This is a genomic window from Luteibacter sp. UNC138MFCol5.1, assembly GCF_900110505.1.
Classification (GTDB): Bacteria; Pseudomonadota; Gammaproteobacteria; order Xanthomonadales; family Rhodanobacteraceae; genus Luteibacter.
Genome location: NZ_FODZ01000003.1, coordinates 433403 through 451481 on the forward strand (window position 1 = coordinate 433403; position 18079 = coordinate 451481).

Below are 18079 nucleotides of genomic sequence, written 5' to 3' on the forward strand. Positions count from 1 at the left end.
TGCAAAGCGGATCGCGACGATTATACCCGGCATCGGGGTCCGCCCGATGCTTCCGGTCGGGCCGGCGTTCACGCCGATGCGGAGAGCGCCGCGCCCGCGACGAAGAATGAGCCGAACAGCAGCACCGTATCGTCGTCGGCCGCCGCCGATCGCGCCGCGGCCCATGCCTCGCCGACCGTCGCATGGCGATCGAAGGCGGCAGCCGGAAGGACGCCCGTTAGCGCCGTCGCCAGGGCCTCCGCCGGGAGACCGCGCGGCGTGTCGGCGTCGAGGCCGGCGAGGAACCAATGATCGATGCGCTCGCCGAGCGCGGCGATGACACCGGCCACGTCCTTGTCCGCCAGCGCGCCGTAGACGGCCAGCACGCGGCCACCGTCGTTCCGCGCGTCCAGCCAATCGGCGAGGGCTCGCGCAGCCTGTGGGTTATGGCCGACGTCGACGAGCGTCCGCGGCCGGTCCGCTATGCGCTGCAGGCGCCCTCCGACCCGCACCGTCGTCAGCGCATGAGCGATCGCCGCGACCGGGACGGTCACCCGGCCACCCAGCGCATGCAGCGCCGCGATGGCCGCCGCGGCGTTCGCCCTCTGCACGGGTGCGTCGAGCGCCGGCGACGGCAGATCCAGCGACGTCCCGTCGCGGTGCGTCCAGCGCCACCCAGGCGCGGCGTCCTCCGCCACGAAATCGATCCCGGCCCGGACGATCGCCGCACCGATCGCGCCCAGCGCGTCGAGCAGACCCTTCGGAGGCGATGCCTCGCCGACGACGACCGGCCGGCCCGCCCGCGCGATGCCCGCTTTCTCCCGTCCGATGCTGTCACGGTCGCCGCCGAGCCAGTCCTGATGGTCGAGGTCGACCGTCGTCACCACGGCGACGTCCGCGTCGACGATGTTGACGGCGTCGAGCCTCCCGCCCAGGCCAACCTCGAGAATGGCGACGTCCAGCGCGGCCCGCGACATCAGGTCGATGGCGGCCAGCGTGCCGAACTCGAAATACGTCTGCGGGATCGATCCGCGCGCGGCCTCGATGCGCTCGAAGGACGCGACGAGCGCCTCGTCGTCCGCGTCGACGCCATCGATGCGGATGCGTTCGTTGTAACGCAGCAGGTGCGGCGACGTGTAACAGCCGGTGCGATAGCCCGCCGCCCGCAGCATGCCCTCGAGGAGCGCGACCGTGGAGCCCTTGCCGTTCGTCCCGCCGACGGTGATGACGACCGGCGCCGGACGCGGAGCGCCCATCGCATGCCAGACGCCTCGGACACGGTCGAGACCGAGCTCGATGTCGCGCGGATGCGTCCGCTCCTGGTAGGTGAGCCATTCGGCGAGCGTGCGGGTCATGCGGATACCTTGGCGCGATCGAGTTCGCGCATCCAGAAATCGAGATCGTGGGGCGTCGCTTCGGCGTCGCCCGTTTCCTTCCAGGCCAGTGTGCAATGCATGCCTTCGGCCGGGATGTAACCGCGACCGCGCCAGAACGCCTCGTTGCCGCGGTAACCGGCCGGCGCACGAGGGTCCGCCGGGTTCCGGCGGACCGAACAGAACGCCGTCCAGCGAAACGGCCCGGCGGAAAGCGCGTGGCTTTCCCGCGCGTCGAAGAAGGCATGCCCGATTCCACGCCCGCGAAACGCGGGCAGCAGCACCGATTCGCCAAAATAGAAGACGTCGTCGATCGGCAGGCCGCGCTCCAGGAACGGCTGGTGGAACGCTTCGCCGTCGTCGGCCAGCGGAATGCCGGTGGACACGCCTACGACGCGGCCGCCCTGTTCGCGCGCGACCACGCACACGCTGCGGGACGACGCGGCGTACGCCGCGAGGTAGTCGCGCTCGTAATCGCGATCGCCGTCGTACAGGTAGGGCCACTCGCGGAAAACCGCGATGCGCAGGCCCGCGATCTCGTCGACGACACGCAGGATGTCCTGCCCGATGTAGACACGCACGTCGATGCCGGGAATGTCGCGCATGGAAGGATGGGCCGGAGCGAAAGCGGCAAGCTTAGCGGCTCGCGTGCCCGCCGTGGGCGAGTTGTAGGAGCGGACCTGGCCGCGACGGCTTCTCGCGAAAAGCCACAGGCCCTGCTGCTCACAGCCCAGAAGCTGTCGCGGCCAGGTCCGCTCCTACAGGCCGGCCTCGCCGCACAAAGAAAGCCCCGGCGGTGCCGGGGCTTCTGTCGGGAACAAGCGGCGATCAGTAACCGTAACCGTCGTCGCGGACGTAGCGGGTGCCGTAGCCGTCGTCGACGTAGGTCGTCGTGGTGGTCACGCGGCGGGTCACGACCGGCGCGTCGTCGTAGACCACCGTTGCCGGGCGGCTGTAATACACCGGGCGGTCGTAGACGACCGTGCGCGGCTGGGTGGCATTGGCGACCAGGCCGACCACCGCACCGGCGACGATCGCGCCGGCGATCCAGCGGCCCGCGTGATCGTAGTGGCCACCGCGGTAATAGCCGCCGCGATAGCCGTAACCGCCACCGTAGTAACCGTGCCCGCCATGGTAGCCGTAGCCACCGCCGTAGTAGCCGTGGCCACGTGCGAACGCGCCCGGAGCGAAGGCCATGAGGCCCGCGGCGGCGAGGGCGAGAACCGGCTTGACGAACTTAGCTTTCATGACAGTTACCTCCGGGTGTTGAGCGCAGATTCGCGCTCCGGCACTGAATCCGGACTGAAGTTTTCTCGACCGAACCTTCACGTTTTCCACGGATTCACGAACGGCTTCCGAAGCAGCCAGCAGCCATGGATGTCGTGGCGCCTGGCGAAGTCGAACGGGATGCTCGGTGCGCTCCAGTCTTCGATGGAGAAATGGGGTTCGAGGGCCGCCCGATCAAGCTGGAAGCGGCGGAAGTTGTTGGAGAAAACGATCACGCCATCGGGCAGGAGGCGGTCCGCGCAGAGCATCAGCAGCTTCACGTGATCGCGCTGCACGTCGAAGTCGTCCGCCTTCTTGGAGTTGGAAAAGGTCGGCGGGTCGACGTAGATCAGCCCGTACTGCATCGAGCGCTTTTCGAGGAAGGTCAGGGAGTCTTCCTGGACCAGCCGGTGCCGGTTGCCCGTGAATCCGTTCAGGGCCAGGTTCCGGGAGGCCCAGTCGAGGTACGTGCCCGACAGGTCGACCGTGGTCGTGTCGCGGGCGTCGCCGGCCGCGGCGTACACGCTGGCCGTGCCGGTGTAGGCGAACAGGTTCAGGAAATGCTTGCCCGCCGCCAGTTCGCGGATCTTCGCGCGGACCAGCCGGTGATCGAGGAACAGGCCGGTATCCAGGTAATCGGTCGGGTTGATGAGGAAGGAAAGCCCGCCCTCGTGGACCTCGATGAATTCGCCCTTCTGGTCGAACTGCCCGTACTTGGACCCGCCCTTGCCGCGCTCGCGCGTCTTCACCGCGATGCGGTCGCGCGGGATGCCGAACACCTCGCCCGCGACGCGCACGATCTCGCGCATGCGGATGCGGGCCACGTCGACCGGCACGTCCTGCGGCGCCTTGTATTCCTGGATGTGCAGCCACTCTTCGTAGACGTCGATGGCGGCAGCGTACTCGGGGAGGTCCTGGTCGTACGCGCGCCAGCACGTGATGCCCTCGCGGGCGAGGCGCTTGCGCAGGTGGCGGACGTTCTTCTCCAGCCGGTTCTTCAGCATCTGCGCGCCGTCGGAGAGCGGCTTCGCCTCGCGGGGCGCCTCGTCGCGCGCGCGCAGCGCGAACGTGAGCAGCGGCGTCTCGAGCGCGCCGTTGTACAGCGCGTAGCGCTTGTCCGGACTCAGGCGCAGCGCGCGCCCCAGCTCCTCGTCTCCTGCGAGCACCGCCGCGCGCCAGCCGGCGAACCGATCCTTCAGGGCCTGGCCGAGGTCGCGGTAGAGCACGGGCAGCTCCGCGCGATCGCCCAGGCGCTCGCCGTACGGCGGGTTCGTGATCACCAGTCCGAGCGGTGTGTCGGGTGGTGGCGCGACGTGCACGGCGTCGCGCTTGTCGAGGTGCACGAAGCCGGCGACACCCGCGCTCTGCGCGTTGCGCTTGGCGGTCTGCACCATGTGCGGATCGGCGTCGCTGCCGAAGAAGACCGGACGCAGGGCGCGCAGGCCTTCGTCCGCGCGAGCCTTCGCCTCGTCGTAGATCGTGCGCCAGAGGGCGTAATCGTGCTTGAGCCAGCCGAGGAATCCGAAATAGTCGCGGCGCAGACCCGGCGCGACGCCGGCGGCCATGAGCGCGCCTTCGATCAGAAGCGTGCCCGATCCGCACATCGGATCGACCAGCGCACCGCCCTCGGCGTAGATGCGCGGCCACTGCGCCCGCACCAGCATGGCGGCGGCCAGGTTTTCCTTCAGCGGTGCCTCGCCCTGCTGCTCGCGCCAGCCACGGCGATGCAGCGGCGAACCGGAGAGATCGATGGACAGCGTCGCGCGGTCGCGGCGCAGGCGCACGTTGACGCGCAGGTCCGGCTCCTCGGGGTCGACATCCGGGCGCGCGCCGCTGGCGGCGCGGAACTGGTCGACGATCGCGTCCTTCGTCTTCAGCGCGATGAACTGGCTGTGGGTGAGCTTGCTCTGCGCGGTGTTGGCATCGACGGCCAGCGTGCCATGCGCCGCCAGGTGCTCCGACCAGTCGATCGACTGCACGCCGGCGTAGAGGGCGTCCGGATCGGCCGCGTCGAACTCGGCCAGCGGCAGCAGCACGCGGCTCGCCATGCGTGACCAAAGGCACGCCCGATACGCCGTCTCGATCGTGCCGGCGAAGGACACGCCCGCGAGCGCCTCGCGCACGTCGGTGGCGCCAAGGGCGACGAGTTCGTCCTTGAGCAGGTATTCGAGGCCCTTCGGGCAGGTGGCGAAGAACGCGCTCATGCGAGGCCACCCAGGAAACGGCGGAACTCCGCTTCGATGTCGGGCAGCGTCGCACCGAGGCGATGGTCGTCCTGCACGAGGAGCGCCGGCATGGCATGGCCGCGGGCGAACGCCAGGGCCTCGTCGAGGGGACACACGTCGTCGGCGTAACCGTGCACGAGGAACGACGGCACGCCTGCCCGGGCGCCGAACGCCCGCGGGTAGCCGGGAATGCGGGCGGGCAGCGCCAGGAGGAACAGGCCCGCGACGGGGGCATCCAGCGAGGCCAGACCCGACACGAAGGCGCCCATGCTGGAACCGACCAGCACCGGCGGCACCGGCGAGGCGGCGATCGCCGCGGCGAGGCGGTCCAGGCGCGGCGGCACCGAGCCGGCATGGCCGCGGGCGTCGTCGTCGCGGTAATCGGGGCGCACGGTGGTCCAGCCGAGCGACTCCGCCACGACGGCCAGCGCGCTGACCTTGGTGGCGTCGGGGCCCGAATCGGAACCATGGGAAAGGATGATGTGGCCGCGCATGGCGGTCTCCGTACGCGGAATGACCGCCTATGTTATCAAAGCGGCATGATCGACATCCTTCACGCCCCCCTGCCCTACGAGGCCCTCCTCCCCGAACGGACGCCCGACGCCGTCGACCTCGTCGTGATCCACTGCACCGAACTGCCCGACCTCGCCATGGCCCGCGAGTACGGCGAGCGCGTGCTCTACGACTCCGGCGCCGGCGCCAGCGGCCATTACTACATCGACCGCGACGGCTCGGTGCTGTGCTACGTGGATCCGCTACGGGTCGCCAACCACACCCGCGGCTACAACCCGCGATCGATCGGCATCGAGCTGGTCAACACCGGCCGTTATCCGGACTGGTTCCACTCCGACCATCAGGTGATGACCGAGCCTTACCCGGCCCGCCAGATCGACGCGCTGCGCGCCCTGCTCGACCATCTCGTGGTGCGATTCCCGTCGCTGCGCCATATCGCGGGCCACGAAGACCTCGACACCGCCATGGTCCCGGCCAGCGACGACCCGGACAACGAGGTGCCGCGCAAGCGCGATCCCGGTCCGCAGTTCCCCTGGGCACGCGCCTACGACGCATCCCGCCTGAGCCGGCTCGCCGCGTAGCCCCGCTATACTCGCCGCCTACGCACTGCCGCCTTTGCCAGGGACACCCATGTCGGACAACCACGTCGGCGAACTCGTCGAACTGCTCGAACTCGAACGCCTCGAAGACAACCTCTTCCGCGGCCAGAGTCGCGACATCGGCACCCGCTTCGTGTTCGGCGGCCAGGTGCTCGGCCAGGCCCTCTCGGCCGCGCAGCGCACCGTCGACCCGAGGCGCGAGGCGCACTCGCTGCACGCCTACTTCCTGCGCGCCGGCGACATCAACGCGCCGATCGTATACAGCGTCGAACGCACGCGCGACGGCGGCTCGTTCTCGTCCCGCCGCGTCGTCGCCATCCAGCATGGGCAGCCGATCCTCAACGGCTCGATCTCGTTCCAGGAACCGGAAACGGGTTACGAGCACCAGATGTCGATGCCGGAAGTCCCGGCCCCGGAAGACATCGATCCCATGCCCGCGATGTCCGCCGAACAGCTGGCGCGGTTGCCGGAAAAGACGCAGCGCTGGCTCGGCATCGACGGTCCGTTCGAGTTCCGCCATGTCTGGCCGCGCGACGAACTGCGTCCGGCCAAGCGCCCGCCGTACCAGCACATCTGGTTCCGCCTCACCGCGCCCATCGACGACACGCTCGCGCTGCACCAGGCCCTGCTCGCGTACGCGTCGGATTTCCACCTCGTCGGCACGGCCACGCTGCCGCACGGCATCTCCTACCTCACGCGCAACATGCAGATGGCGAGCCTCGACCATGCGCTGTGGTTCCACCGCCCGTTCCGCATCGACGAGTGGCTGCTGTATTCGTTCGACAGCCCGACGTCGCAGGGCGCGCGCGGCCTCGCGCGCGGCATGATCTACACGCGCGACGGCGTGCTCGTCGCATCGACGGCCCAGGAAGGCCTGATCCGCGTCCGGCCGGACTGACGCCGTTGGGCATCGAGCTCCGCCACCTGCGGTACTTCATCGCCGTGGCCGACGAGCTCCACTTCGGCCGCGCGGCCGAGCGCCTGGGCATCTCGCAGCCGCCGCTCAGCCAGCAGATCCGCGATCTGGAGGAACACCTTGGCGTCCGCCTGCTGCGACGGACGAACCGCCGGGTGGAACTCACGGACGCCGGGCGTGCCTACCTCGACGCGGCCCGCGACATCCTTGGCCGCGTCGACGTCGCCGGCGACACGGCGCGCCGCGCCGAGCGGGGCGAGATCGGCGAGCTACGCGTGGCTTTCACACGCAGCATGCCGCTGATCGAGCGCTTCCCGCGCACGATCCGCGCGTTTCGCGAGGCGTTCCCCGCGGTGCGGCTGGTGCTGCTCGAGCGCACCACGCTGCAGCAGTTCGAGTGCCTGCTCGACGATCGCCAGGACGTCGGACTTATCCGCGGCGTCGCCCCTCCCGCGCCGCTCGTCGCCCACAAGCTCGTCGACGACCCGCTCGTGGCCGTCCTGCGCGCCGATCACCCGCTCGCGACGCGACGCCAGGCGTCGCTGCGCATGGAAGAGCTCGCCGAGGAAAGCTTCGTCGTGTTCACGCGCGCCTCGGGCACGGGCATCCACGACCAATTGCTGACTTTGTGCCGCCAGGCGGGCTTCATGCCGCGGATCGCCCAGGAAGCCGGCGAGTCCTCCACGATGGTCGGCCTCGTCGCGGCAGGGATGGGGGTCGCCATCCTGCCGCGCTCGCTGCAGCACGTGCAGATCGAAGGAGTCGCCTATATACCGATCGCGTCGCCCGATGCGGCCAGCGCGCTCTACATCACCCACCGGCGCGACGACCCGTCGCCGCTGGTCAGGGCCTTCACGCGGCTGATCCGGAAGGCCTGACCGTGCGCAGCTTCACCGCGATGGCGAGCCCCGCGAGCACCAGCACGCCGACGTAGGCGGCGACACCGTTCCAGCCCGCGTACGTCCACGCGATGCCACCCAGCGAGCCGGCGATGCTCGAACCCATGTAGTACGAGAACAGGTAGAACGACGAGGCGTGGGCGCGCGCGAACACGGCGCGCTTGCCCACCCAGCTGCTCGCGATCGAATGCCCGCCGAAGAAGCCGAACGTCAGCATCGCGATACCCGCGACGATGGCCCAGAGCGACGCGCTGGCCGTCAGCGCGACACCGGCCGCCATCAGCAGCAGCGTCGCCCAGAGCAGGCGCGGACGCCCCACCCTGTCGGCGAGCGATCCGGCCCACGCCGAGCCGATGACACCGACGACGTAGACCATGAAGAGCGCACCGACGTGCGACTGCGACAGCGAGAACGGCGGCGCGAGCAGGCGGAACGCCACGTAGTTGTAGATCGTGACGAACGCGCCCATGAGCAGGAAGCCCTCGGCGAACAGCCACGGGAGGCCCTTGTCGCGGAACAGCGCGGCGAACGTGCCGAGGAACGCGCGAGGGTCGACGCGGCGCTGCTCGAAATGCCGCGACGGTGGCAGGCCGCGCGCCACGAGCGCCGCCGCGATCAGGCCCAGCGCGCCAATGACGCCCACGGCGATCCGCCAGGACGCATGATCGGCGGCGAAGCCCGAGATCAGCCGGCCACCCATGCCGCCGATCGCGTTACCGCCGATGTAGAGACCCATCGCGAGGCCGATGGATTCGCCGTGCACCTCTTCGCTGAGATAGGTCATCGCCACGGCCGGCAGGCCCGCTAGCGTCACGCCGAGCAAGGCACGCAGGACGAGAAGCGACGGCCAGTTCGGAGCCACCGCGGTCGCCAGCACGAGCAGCGATGAACCCAGCAGCGAGGCCAGCATGACGGGCTTGCGCCCGAACGCGTCCGAGATCGCCCCCGCGAACAGCATGCCGACGGCGAGCACGCCGGTGGTCAGCGACAGCGCGAGACTGCTCGACGCGGCGTCGACACCGAACGCGTGCGAGAACGCGGGCAGCAGGGGCTGCACGCAGTAGAGCAGCCCGAACGTGGCGAAGCCCGACGAGAACAGCGCGAGATTGGTGCGCCGGAACGCGGGGGTGCCATGCCGGATGCGCTGGTCGGGAAACGCCGGCGCGGCGGGCGACGAACCGTCCACGGGTCACCTCCAGAAATTGAATCCGGGAAAAGGTTAGACCCTGAATTGAGTCGGATCGATACCGCGAAACCTCCCGTTCGATACGTCTGACGTATCGCAGCGGCCTAGCGGGACACCGTGCCCGCCGCCCCGCCATCCCACTGCACCGCCGCGGCGAGTTCCTCGCTCGTCAGTGCCAGTTCTCCGCCGTCCGCCGCGCTCTTCACGGCGACCACGTGGCCCGCGTGGCGCGACAGCTCGGTCGTGCCCGCGCTTTTCAGCGCCTGTTCCCGCCCGTCGTCGGCGGCGAGGAGTTCCAGCACAACGTGCTTTCCATCAAGGAAGCGCACCCCGCTCGTGGCGCCGGATGTGGCGAGGGCTTTCGACGAGAGCGGCACGGCGCGCACCTTGCCGACCCATCGTTGAGGCCCCACGAACGTGTATCCGGCGGCTTCGTCGCGCCAGACGAACCGCTTCATCGGCTGCGCGGCCGGCGCGTCCGCGCGATGCGCGCCTGGCGGTGTCTGCGCGGCGGCGAGCATCGGGAGGCCCAGCAGGATGGCGATGGCGAGCGATTTCATGGCGAGGACTCCCGGAAGACGCCGACCAGCCTACCCTGCCGGCGTCACGACGGCGTCAACCGCCACGGTCGCCTTCGAGCACATCGGAGGGCGGTGCTTCCCGACTGCTCGCCCACGCGAAGAGGACGATGCCGACGATGATCGCCAGCGCGCCCAGACCGGCCAGGGCACCGGGCGCGGCTTCGCCGAGGAACGCCGCGCCGATGACGGCCGCGAAAAGGAGCTCCGCCGCCTGCATGGCTTCGACGGCCGCGAGCGCGGTGGGCTGCCTGCCGACGCGGTCGGTGGCGTGGAAGAACAGAACGGTGGCGATGACGCCCGACGATAGCGCGACCCCGCCCGCGAGAAGGACCTCGCGCGCGGTCGGTGGCCCGACCTGGACCCACGTCACCGCGGCGAACACGATCCAGAGCGGCCAGCTCGCCAGCGTCATGCCGAACACGCGCTGCACCGCTCCCAGGCGCGTGCCCGTCCGTTCGAGGTGGAGGAGGATCTTCCGGTTGCCCAGCGGGTAAGCGAACGCCGCGAACACCACCGCGGCGACCGCGAGCCACGCCCGCGTGTCGAGCGCACCATTGGCATGACCGTACTGGAGCAACGCGACGCCCACGACGATGAGCAGGCCGATCGCCAGCGCGCCGCCGTGCCAGCGAGCTCGCGTGTCACGGTAGATGAAGGGCGCCATGAGCGGACCGGCGAGGACCGTCATCTGGAAGCTCCCGGCGATGAGCCACGACGGCCCGCTGCTCGCGGCCCACGTGAGCGGAATGCCGAAAAGAAAAAAACCGACCGCGCTCCAGCGCATCCAGGGCAACGGATGCTTCCGTAACTCGCCCGGCAGGTCGCCGAGCCCGCCCTGAAATGGAAGCACCGCGGCGAGCAACGGGAGCGTGATCAGGTAACGCAGGATCACCGCCCACTGCCAGTGCCCGCCGCCGCTGACCACCGCGCGATTGAAGACATAGGTGAAGGTGAAGAACAGCGCCGAGAGCAGCGCGATGCCCACCGCCTTCAGCGCGTTCGACCCCATCAGGCCGATTCGCTCAGTTCGAGGAAGAGCTCCTGCAGCTCGCCGCCGATCGGCCGGCCATCGACCTGCAGCGACACGTCGCCTTCCATCCCGGCCACCGGACAGCCGCCGTCGAGGATGCCCAGGAGGTTGGCGGTGGTCTCGACCATCGTGTGGCAGATGATCTCGATGAGGACGTGCTTGTTCTCCTCGTCGAGGCCGTTGAACAGCGTGAGCGCCCGCACCCAGTGCGGATCGACCGCCTTGTCGACGGGCGTGCCACGGAACAGCTCCGCGTAGACGGCGAGGTTGTCGTGAACGACGGCCTTCTGCAGCGCCAGGACGAAACGTTCGGGGGTCATCGGAGGGACTCGGGCGTGGGATGACGCATTGGAACACCGATCGACGATACCGTCACCGTCACGTCGGCGTGCACCGGCGCGGGGCTGCGGTATCACTCAGCCCATCGGCTCCATGTGCGTCAGCAGCAGGCGCACGCTCTCCCTGCCCTGCCAGTCGTTGACCGACAGTTCGTACGCCACGCGCATGCGCGGTGGCGGCGGCGTGCCGTCGAAGCAGTTGAACATGACCGCGTCGAGCGGCGCGCCGCCCTGCGTGTGGCGCAGCTGCAGGCGCAGGTGGCGGCTGCCCATCGGTTTCCACGACGCGCATTCGAAGCGCGCTTCGAACAAAGGGGGCGGGAATCCCTGGCCCCACGGTCCCGCGTGGCGGAGTTGCTTCGCCAGGTCGAGCGTGTGGTCGCGGTAGTCGAGCTCGCCATCGGTCTGCACGAGCGCCTGCAGGTGCTCGTCGTCGAGCTGGGCTCGCGCGGTGGCGTCGAAGATCGCCGCGAAACGTTCGAAATCCGCCGCCCGCAGGCTCAGTCCCGCGGCCATCGCGTGGCCGCCGAAGCGCAGGATCAAACCCGGATGCTTCGCATCGATCGCCGCGAGCGCGTCGCGGATGTGGAACCCGGGAATGGAGCGCGCGGAGCCGCGCAGCTCGTCCGTGTCGTCGCCTGCCGGGGCGAACGCGAGCACCGGGCGGTGCAGCTTCTCCTTCAGCTTCGAAGCGACAAGCCCCACGATGCCGGCGTGCCAGCCGGGGTCGAAGAGCGCGACACCGACGGCGTCGACGTGCGCCGCGCGCGCCACCATCGACTCGGCCTCCTCGACCATGCCCGCCTGCATCTCGCGGCGCTCCTGGTTGATCGCCGAGAGCTGCTCGGCATAGCGCCGCGCGATGCCGTGATCGTCGGTCAGCAGACAGGCCACGCCGAGCGACATGTCCTCGAGCCTTCCCGCCGCGTTGAGGCGCGGGCCGATGGCGAACGCGAGGTCCGTCGCACCCACCGTCGCCAGCGAACGTCCGCTCGCCTCGACGAGGGCCGTGATGCCCGCGCAGGCTTTGCCCGCGCGCATGCGCTTCAGCCCCGCCTCGACGAGCACGCGGTTGTTGAAGTCCAGCGGCACGAGATCGGCCACGGTGCCGAGCGCGACGAGGTCGAGCAGCGAGGCGAGGTCGGGCGCGCCGTCGGGGAACAGACCCGCGTCGCGCATCGCCGCGCGCACTCCGAGCAGCAGGTAGAACATGACGCCGACGCCGGCCAGCGCCTTGCTCGGGAAGCCGTCGTCCGCGAGGTTCGGGTTCACCATCGCGTCGGCGTCGGGCAGCGTGTCGCCAGGAAGGTGGTGGTCCGTGACGAGCACGCGGATGCCGCGCGCGCGCGCCGCCGCGACGCCGGCGACGCTCGCCACGCCGTTGTCGACGGTGACGATGAGGTCGGGCGCCGGGTCCAGCGAGGCGACAAGCGCTTCGCTCAAGCCGTAGCCATGCACGAAACGGTTGGGCACCACGTGGCTGACGTAGCGCGCGCCGAGCAACCGAAGGCCGCGCTCGGCCACCGCGGTTCCGGTGGCGCCGTCGCAATCGTAATCACCCGCGACGACGATGCGCTGATCGCCGGCGATCGCCTGCATCAGGAGCGCCACCGCGCGATCCATGCCGCCGAGGAGGTCGGGCGCGAGCATCCGCGCGAGGCGGTGTTCCGCACCGTCGGGCGTGCAGACGCCGCGTGCGGCGTAAACGCGCTGGATCACCGGATGCACATGCCCGGGCCAGCCGCTCGGGGCGGTCGCGACGACGCGCCGGCGCCAGACGCGTGTCGTCATGCCTTGCGCCAGAAGCGCAGGCGGTGATGCTTGCGCAGCACCATGCGGACGCCGTCCGCGAAGGCGAGCCGTAGATCCGCGCCTTGCGCCAGGCGCGTCTCCAGCGCCGGCCACCAGGCCTGAGCGAACTCGCCGGGCTGGGCGTCCTGCAGATCGAGCAAGCCGATCGCCGGCGAGTCCGCCGCGGCGGCGAACGCCGCGCGCCCCTGCACGTCGACATCGGCGCGATGCGCGAGCGCCCAGGCCAGCAGGTCGTCGCTGTAGATGCGCGACAGGCCGCATTCGACCCATTCGGGCAACGCGCCCGGTCCCCAGAGCCACACGCTGTTGACCGGGGGCAAGCCTTCCGCCGCGCGGCGGCGGTTCACGGGATGGTTGTGCAGCACGATCTGCGCCTCGTTGAGGAGCGCGCGCCATTGCCTGCCCTGATCGCCCTTGGGCAGCTGCTCGAACAGGTCCGCGCCGAGCGCGTCTTCCGGATCGGGGAACGGCGGCACGTCGACGTACGCGGGCAGCCGCAACTGCCAGTGCTGCGCGTCGCCGACGAGGAGCGTCATGCCTTCGGCCTGGAAGGTTTCGGCGAGCGCGTCGACGAGGCTCGCGGCATCCTCCGCCGTGAGCCCGAGGTTGCCGATCGCGAGGAGACGCGCGCCATTCACCTCCGGCTGCACCCAGGCCGGATCCGCCGACAGCCACAGCGATGTACCGGCATCGCCGGCGACCGACTGGCGCATGAGCGCGGCGGCGGGCAACGGGCCATGCGGCCAGCGGAAGTGTTCGGCGAGCGCCGCGAGATACCCCGGCACGGCGGCGGGCAGCGTGGTACCGCGCGCCAGCCATGCCGCGAACGCGGGCACGCCGGCGAGCTTGTCGCGCCCTGGGAGCAATACGTGGAGAACGTCGCCCATGGTCAGGCCTCGATCTTCTCGAGGATGTCCATCCACTCCAGTTCCAGCGACTCTTTCTCGCCGCGCAGTTCGGCCTGTCGCTGGCCGAGCTTCATCAGTTCGGCCGTCGCGCCGCCGTAGATCGCCGGGTCGGCGAGCTTGCCTTCGATGGCGGCCAGTTCCTTGTCCATCGACGCGATCAGCGACTCGATCTTCTTCACGCGGGCACGCAAGGGCTTTTCCTTCTCGCGCTCTTCGGCGCTGAGCTTGCGTCGTTCCTTCGCCGACTCCTGCACCGGCGCATCGGCCGGTGCCGAGGCGACCGCGGCGGTCTTGCGCGTGGTGGCGCGCGTGCGCAGCCATTTCGCGTAGTCGTCGAGGTCGCCGTCGAACGGCTCGACCTTGCCGTCCGCCACGCGCCAGAACTCGTCGCAGACCATGCCGAGCAGATGGCGGTCGTGCGACACGAGCACCAGCGCGCCGTCGAAGGCCGCGAGCGCATCGGCGAGCGCTTCGCGCATGTCGAGGTCGAGGTGGTTGGTCGGTTCGTCGAGGAGCAGGAGGTTCGGCTTGTCCCACGCGATCAGCGCCAGCGCGAGACGCGCGCGCTCGCCGCCGGAAAACGCGTCGACGGGCTCGAAGGCGCGATCCGCCGGGAAGTTCCAGGTGCCGAGGTAATCGCGCAACGCCTGCGCGCCGGCCATGGGCGCCTTCTGTTGAAGGTGGTCGAACGGGCTGTGCCCTTCCTGCAGGCTTTCCACCGTGTGCTGCGCGAAGTAACCGATGCGCGTGTCCTTGTGGAAGCCACGCTCGCCGACCAGTGGCGCGAGCTCGCCCACCAGCGACTTCACCATCGTCGACTTGCCGGCGCCGTTCGGGCCGAGCAGGCCGATGCGATCGCCCGCTTCGAGACCGAAGGCGACGTCGTGCAGCACGACGTGCTCGCCGTAGCCCGCGTCGACGTGGTCGAGCTGCAGCATGGAGGTGGGCAGACGGTCCGGTGCCGGGAAGGAGAAGCTGAAGGAACGCTCGGCGCGCACCGCTTCGGTACCCGCCATCTTCTCCAGCCGCTTCATGCGCGACTGTGCCTGCTTGGCCTTGCTCGCCTTCGCCTTGAACCGATCGATGAACGATTGCAGGTGCGCACGCTCCGCCTGCTCGCGCTCGTGCGCGATCTGCTGCTGGCGCAGGTGTTCGGCGCGCTGGCGCTCGAACGCCGTGTAGTTGCCGGTGTAGAGCTTCGCTGTGCCGTCGTGCAGGTGCATCGTGTGCGAGATCACGCCGTCGAGGAACTCGCGATCGTGCGAGATGATCAGCAACGTGCCCTGGTAACGGCGCAGCCATTCCTCGAGCCAGAGCACGGCGTCGAGATCGAGATGGTTGGTGGGCTCGTCGAGCAGCAAGAGGTCGGACGGCGCCATCAGCGCGCGGGCGAGATTGAGGCGCACGCGCCAGCCGCCCGAGAACGAGGCGACCGGTTGTTCATGCGTCTCCGGCGCGAAGCCGAGGCCGTGCATGAGGCGCCCCGCGCGCGATCGCGCGTCGTAGCCGTTCACTTCCTCGATGCGCAGGTGCGCGGCGGCCACCGCCTCCATGTCCCCGGCGTCGAGCGCGTCGGATTCCGCCTTGAGCGCGGCGGCGACCTCGACGTCGCCGCCCAGCACGTATTCGATCGCCGGATCGGGAAGCGCGGGGGTTTCCTGCGCCACGGAGGCCAGGCGGACCTTCGACGGCATGTCGAGGTCGCCGACCTCCGGCTCGAGCTCGCCCTTGAGCGCCGCGAACAGCGTGGACTTGCCGCAGCCGTTGCGACCGATGACGCCGAGCGCCCACCCGGTCTGGATGGTGAGGTCCATGTGCGACAGCAGGGTGCGGCTGCCCCGGCGGAGGGCGAGATTGCGGAACGAGATCATGGAGACGGGCACGGCTGGAGGCGACTGCACATGATAGCGGCCAAGTCCGCCGCCGTCCGGGAAACGCGACGCAGCCCACAGCCGGCGTATCGACGCGGCGGCGCCCATGGCGTGCCTCCGGGCGATCTGTTACAACGGCGTCCTGCGCCGCATGGGGAGCGCGACGGAGCCATCATGAAGACCTTCAAGCCTGTTTTCACCGCGATCGCCGTGGCGCTCGTGTCGGCCACCATGGCCCCGTCCGCCCGCGCCGGCGACACCCTGCTCATGCAGCGCGTGCAGCAGGAACAGGCCATGAGCCTCCCGACGAAGGGCATGAGCATGGCCGAAGTCGAACGCCGGTTCGGCCAGCCGACCTCGAAGCTCGACGCCCGCGGTGGCGGCAGCCGGAAGCAGCCCGTGATCAACCGCTGGATGTACCCGGGTTACATCGTGTACTTCGAACGCAGCCACGTGATCCACACCGTGCTGAACACGCCGGCCGGCAACAACACCAACCCCGCCAACCCGCAGTAACGCGGACGGCACGCGGGAGCGGCCGCGGCGTCCCGCCCAGGCACGCCCCCGGCACGGTAGAATGGCGGGCTTCCCCCATTCGCCCCCGCCCGACATGACCGAATCCTCCTATCGACTGCCCGCCGAGTGGGAACCGCAGGCCGGCGTCCTGATCGCCTGGCCCCACGAGGACACCGACTGGGCCGAGCGCCTGGCCGCGGTCGAGACGACGTACGTGGCGCTCGCCGCCGCCGTGACGCGTTTCGAGCCGCTGCATGTGGTGGTCGCCGACGCGGACCTGCGCGAGCGTGCGCGCCTGGCCATGGAGCAGGCCGGTGCGGACATGTCGCGCGTGCATTTCATCGAGCTGCCCTACGACGACACCTGGCTGCGCGACTCCGGCCCGATCACCCTCACGGGCCCCGATGGCGTGCTGCTCAACGACTACCGGTTCACCGGCTGGGGCGGCAAGTTCGGCGCCGAGCAGGACGACGCCCTCATCGCCGGCCTGCTGGAGCGCGGCGTGCTCTCCGGCCTGCCGCGCCAGCGGATCGACTGGGCGCTGGAAGGCGGCGGCATCGAGAGCGATGGCAAGGGCACGATCCTGACCACCTGGAAGTGCCTCGCGCAGCGCCACCCGGAGCTGTCGCGCGATGCGATGACCGAGACGCTCGCCACCACACTGCGCGCCAACCGCGTGCTGTGGCTTGACCACGGCTACCTTGAAGGCGACGACACCGACGCCCATATCGACACGCTGGCGCGTTTCAGCCCGGACGGCGGCATCGTCTACCAGGCCTGCGACGACGCCAGCGACCCGCACTTCGCCGAACTGGGCCGGATGGCCTCGGAGCTGGCGGCGCTGCGGTCGCCGGAAGGCGAGCCGTACCCGTTGCACCCGCTGCCCTGGGCGCGGCCGATCCTCGACGAAGGCCGCCGGTTGGCGGCGTCGTATGCGAACTACCTGATCGTCAACGGCGCGGTGCTCGTGCCGGCCTATGGCGACGAGGCGGACCACGAGGCGGCGCGCATCATCGGCCTGGCCCACCCGGGCCGCGAGGTGGTGCAGGTGCCGTGCCGTCCGTTGATCTGGCAGAACGGCAGCCTGCATTGCATCACCATGCAGCTGCCCGCCGCCGTCGCCGCCTGATCCCCATCTGCATGCGCGGCCCGACGCCGCGCGAGGAATGAGCCCATGACCCGCAAGACCCTCAAGGTCGCCCTCCTCCAGGAAACCGACCGCGGCAGCCGCGACGCGAACCTGGACGCGATCGAAGCCGGCCTGCGCGAGGCCGCGAAGGCCGGCGTCGAACTCGTGCTGCTGCAGGAGCTGCACAACGGCCCGTACTTCTGCCAGCGCGAGAGCGTCGAGGTGTTCGACCTCGCGGAAACCATTCCGGGCCCGGGCACGGACCGCATCGGCGCGCTCGCGGAGGAGCTGAAGCTCGTGGTCGTCGCCTCGATCTTCGAGAAGCGCGCCACGGGCCTGTACCACAACACCGCCGTGGTGTTCGACCGCTCGCGCGCGATCGCGGGCAAGTACCGCAAGATGCACATCCCCGACGACCCGGCGTTCTACGAGAAGTTCTACTTCACGCCGGGCGACCTCGGTTTCGATCCGATCCAGACGTCCGTCGGCAAGCTCGGCGTGCTCGTCTGCTGGGACCAGTGGTATCCGGAAGCCGCGCGCCTGATGGCGCTGGCCGGCGCCGACCTGCTGTTCTACCCGACCGCCATCGGCTGGGATCCGAGCGATTCCGACGAGGAGAAGGCACGCCAGCGCGAAGCGTGGATCACCGTGCAGCGCGGCCACGCCGTCGCCAACGGCCTGCCGCTGCTCTCGTGCAACCGCACGGGTTACGAGGCCGATCCGTCGGGCGTGGGCGGCGGCATCCAGTTCTGGGGCTCGAGCTTCGTCGCCGGCCCGCAGGGCGAGTTCCTCGCCCAGGCGGGCACCGACGGCCGCGAGCTGCTGATCTGCGACGTGGACATGGAGCGCAGCGAACACGTCCGCCGCATCTGGCCGTTCCTCCGCGACCGCCGCATCGACGCCTACGGCGACCTCACCAAACGCTTCCGCGACTGATC

The 18079-nt window shown here is 69.9% G+C and carries 18 protein-coding genes; 6 read left to right on the plus strand and 12 right to left on the minus strand.

Translation table 11 applies throughout. The features are described 5' to 3' along the window. Nucleotides 1-68: 68 nt before the first annotated feature. The 5 genes from folC to BMY69_RS10485 form a co-directional block, all read right to left on the minus strand. Complete coding sequence (folC, locus tag BMY69_RS10465; protein WP_090177790.1) at nt 69-1334, minus strand: bifunctional tetrahydrofolate synthase/dihydrofolate synthase; 1266 nt, start codon at nt 1332-1334, stop codon at nt 69-71. Next, complete coding sequence (locus BMY69_RS10470) at nt 1331-1957, minus strand: GNAT family N-acetyltransferase (RefSeq protein WP_090177793.1); 627 nt, start codon at nt 1955-1957, stop codon at nt 1331-1333. The genes folC and BMY69_RS10470 overlap by 4 nt, the downstream gene beginning before the upstream one ends. A 223-nt stretch (nt 1958-2180) precedes the next feature. Continuing rightward, complete coding sequence (locus tag BMY69_RS10475) at nt 2181-2600, minus strand: hypothetical protein (RefSeq protein WP_090054390.1); 420 nt, start codon at nt 2598-2600, stop codon at nt 2181-2183. Between the two features lie 77 nt (nt 2601-2677). Further along, entirely contained in the window at nt 2678-4822 is a 2145-nt protein-coding gene (rlmKL, locus tag BMY69_RS10480) for a bifunctional 23S rRNA (guanine(2069)-N(7))-methyltransferase RlmK/23S rRNA (guanine(2445)-N(2))-methyltransferase RlmL (protein ID WP_090177794.1), read from the minus strand. Next, nucleotides 4819-5337: an alpha/beta hydrolase gene (locus BMY69_RS10485; RefSeq protein ID WP_090177797.1), complete on the minus strand. Its 519-nt coding sequence runs from the start codon at nt 5335-5337 to the stop codon at nt 4819-4821. The genes rlmKL and BMY69_RS10485 overlap by 4 nt, the downstream gene beginning before the upstream one ends. Before the next feature lie 45 nt (nt 5338-5382). Here BMY69_RS10485 and BMY69_RS10490 point away from each other — a divergent pair, with 45 nt between their 5' ends. Genes BMY69_RS10490 through BMY69_RS10500 form a run of 3 tightly spaced genes read left to right on the plus strand, consistent with a single transcriptional unit; the run spans nt 5383 to nt 7749 of the window. Then, nucleotides 5383-5937 (plus strand): N-acetylmuramoyl-L-alanine amidase, encoded by a 555-nt coding sequence (locus BMY69_RS10490; protein ID WP_090177799.1) that lies wholly within the window; start codon nt 5383-5385, stop codon nt 5935-5937. Nucleotides 5938-5986: 49 nt separating this feature from the next. Next, on the plus strand, nt 5987-6853 hold the full coding sequence (gene tesB / locus BMY69_RS10495; protein ID WP_090177801.1) for an acyl-CoA thioesterase II: 867 nt from the start codon (nt 5987-5989) through the stop codon (nt 6851-6853). A 5-nt stretch (nt 6854-6858) separates the two neighbouring features. Further along, nucleotides 6859-7749: a LysR family transcriptional regulator gene (locus BMY69_RS10500; protein ID WP_218143156.1), complete on the plus strand. Its 891-nt coding sequence runs from the start codon at nt 6859-6861 to the stop codon at nt 7747-7749. Here BMY69_RS10500 and BMY69_RS10505 read toward each other — a convergent pair. The 7 genes from BMY69_RS10505 to BMY69_RS10535 form a co-directional block, all read right to left on the minus strand. Further along, nucleotides 7724-8956 (minus strand): MFS transporter, encoded by a 1233-nt coding sequence (locus BMY69_RS10505; protein ID WP_090177803.1) that lies wholly within the window; start codon nt 8954-8956, stop codon nt 7724-7726. The genes BMY69_RS10500 and BMY69_RS10505 overlap by 26 nt on opposite strands. 104 nt (nt 8957-9060) lie before the next feature. After that, the gene (locus tag BMY69_RS10510; RefSeq protein WP_090177806.1) at nt 9061-9516 is read right to left on the minus strand and encodes a hypothetical protein; all 456 of its coding nucleotides are present in this window, start codon (nt 9514-9516) and stop codon (nt 9061-9063) included. A gap of 55 nt (nt 9517-9571) precedes the next feature. Next, nucleotides 9572-10546: a multidrug resistance efflux transporter family protein gene (locus BMY69_RS10515; RefSeq protein WP_090177809.1), complete on the minus strand. Its 975-nt coding sequence runs from the start codon at nt 10544-10546 to the stop codon at nt 9572-9574. Continuing rightward, complete coding sequence (locus tag BMY69_RS10520; protein ID WP_090177811.1) at nt 10546-10887, minus strand: hypothetical protein; 342 nt, start codon at nt 10885-10887, stop codon at nt 10546-10548. The genes BMY69_RS10515 and BMY69_RS10520 overlap by 1 nt, the downstream gene beginning before the upstream one ends. A gap of 96 nt (nt 10888-10983) precedes the next feature. After that, the gene (gene recJ / locus BMY69_RS10525; RefSeq protein WP_090177814.1) at nt 10984-12696 is read right to left on the minus strand and encodes a single-stranded-DNA-specific exonuclease RecJ; all 1713 of its coding nucleotides are present in this window, start codon (nt 12694-12696) and stop codon (nt 10984-10986) included. Next, complete coding sequence (locus BMY69_RS10530) at nt 12693-13604, minus strand: hypothetical protein (RefSeq protein WP_090177817.1); 912 nt, start codon at nt 13602-13604, stop codon at nt 12693-12695. The genes recJ and BMY69_RS10530 overlap by 4 nt, the downstream gene beginning before the upstream one ends. A gap of 2 nt (nt 13605-13606) precedes the next feature. Continuing rightward, nucleotides 13607-15496: an ATP-binding cassette domain-containing protein gene (locus BMY69_RS10535; RefSeq protein WP_090178440.1), complete on the minus strand. Its 1890-nt coding sequence runs from the start codon at nt 15494-15496 to the stop codon at nt 13607-13609. 231 nt (nt 15497-15727) lie between these two features. Between BMY69_RS10535 and BMY69_RS10540 the strand changes: the two genes are divergently transcribed. The 3 genes from BMY69_RS10540 (at nt 15728) to BMY69_RS10550 (ending at nt 18077) form a co-directional block, all read left to right on the plus strand. Then, a complete protein-coding gene (locus BMY69_RS10540; protein WP_177191153.1) occupies nt 15728-16012 on the plus strand; it encodes a hypothetical protein in 285 nt (94 codons plus the stop codon). Between the two features lie 94 nt (nt 16013-16106). After that, nucleotides 16107-17141, plus strand: a complete 1035-nt coding sequence (locus BMY69_RS10545; RefSeq protein ID WP_090178443.1) for an agmatine deiminase family protein — start codon at nt 16107-16109, stop codon at nt 17139-17141. Nucleotides 17142-17186: 45 nt separating this feature from the next. Next, the gene (locus tag BMY69_RS10550) at nt 17187-18077 is read left to right on the plus strand and encodes a carbon-nitrogen hydrolase (RefSeq protein ID WP_090054415.1); all 891 of its coding nucleotides are present in this window, start codon (nt 17187-17189) and stop codon (nt 18075-18077) included. The last annotated feature ends 2 nt before the right edge of the window (nt 18078-18079 follow it).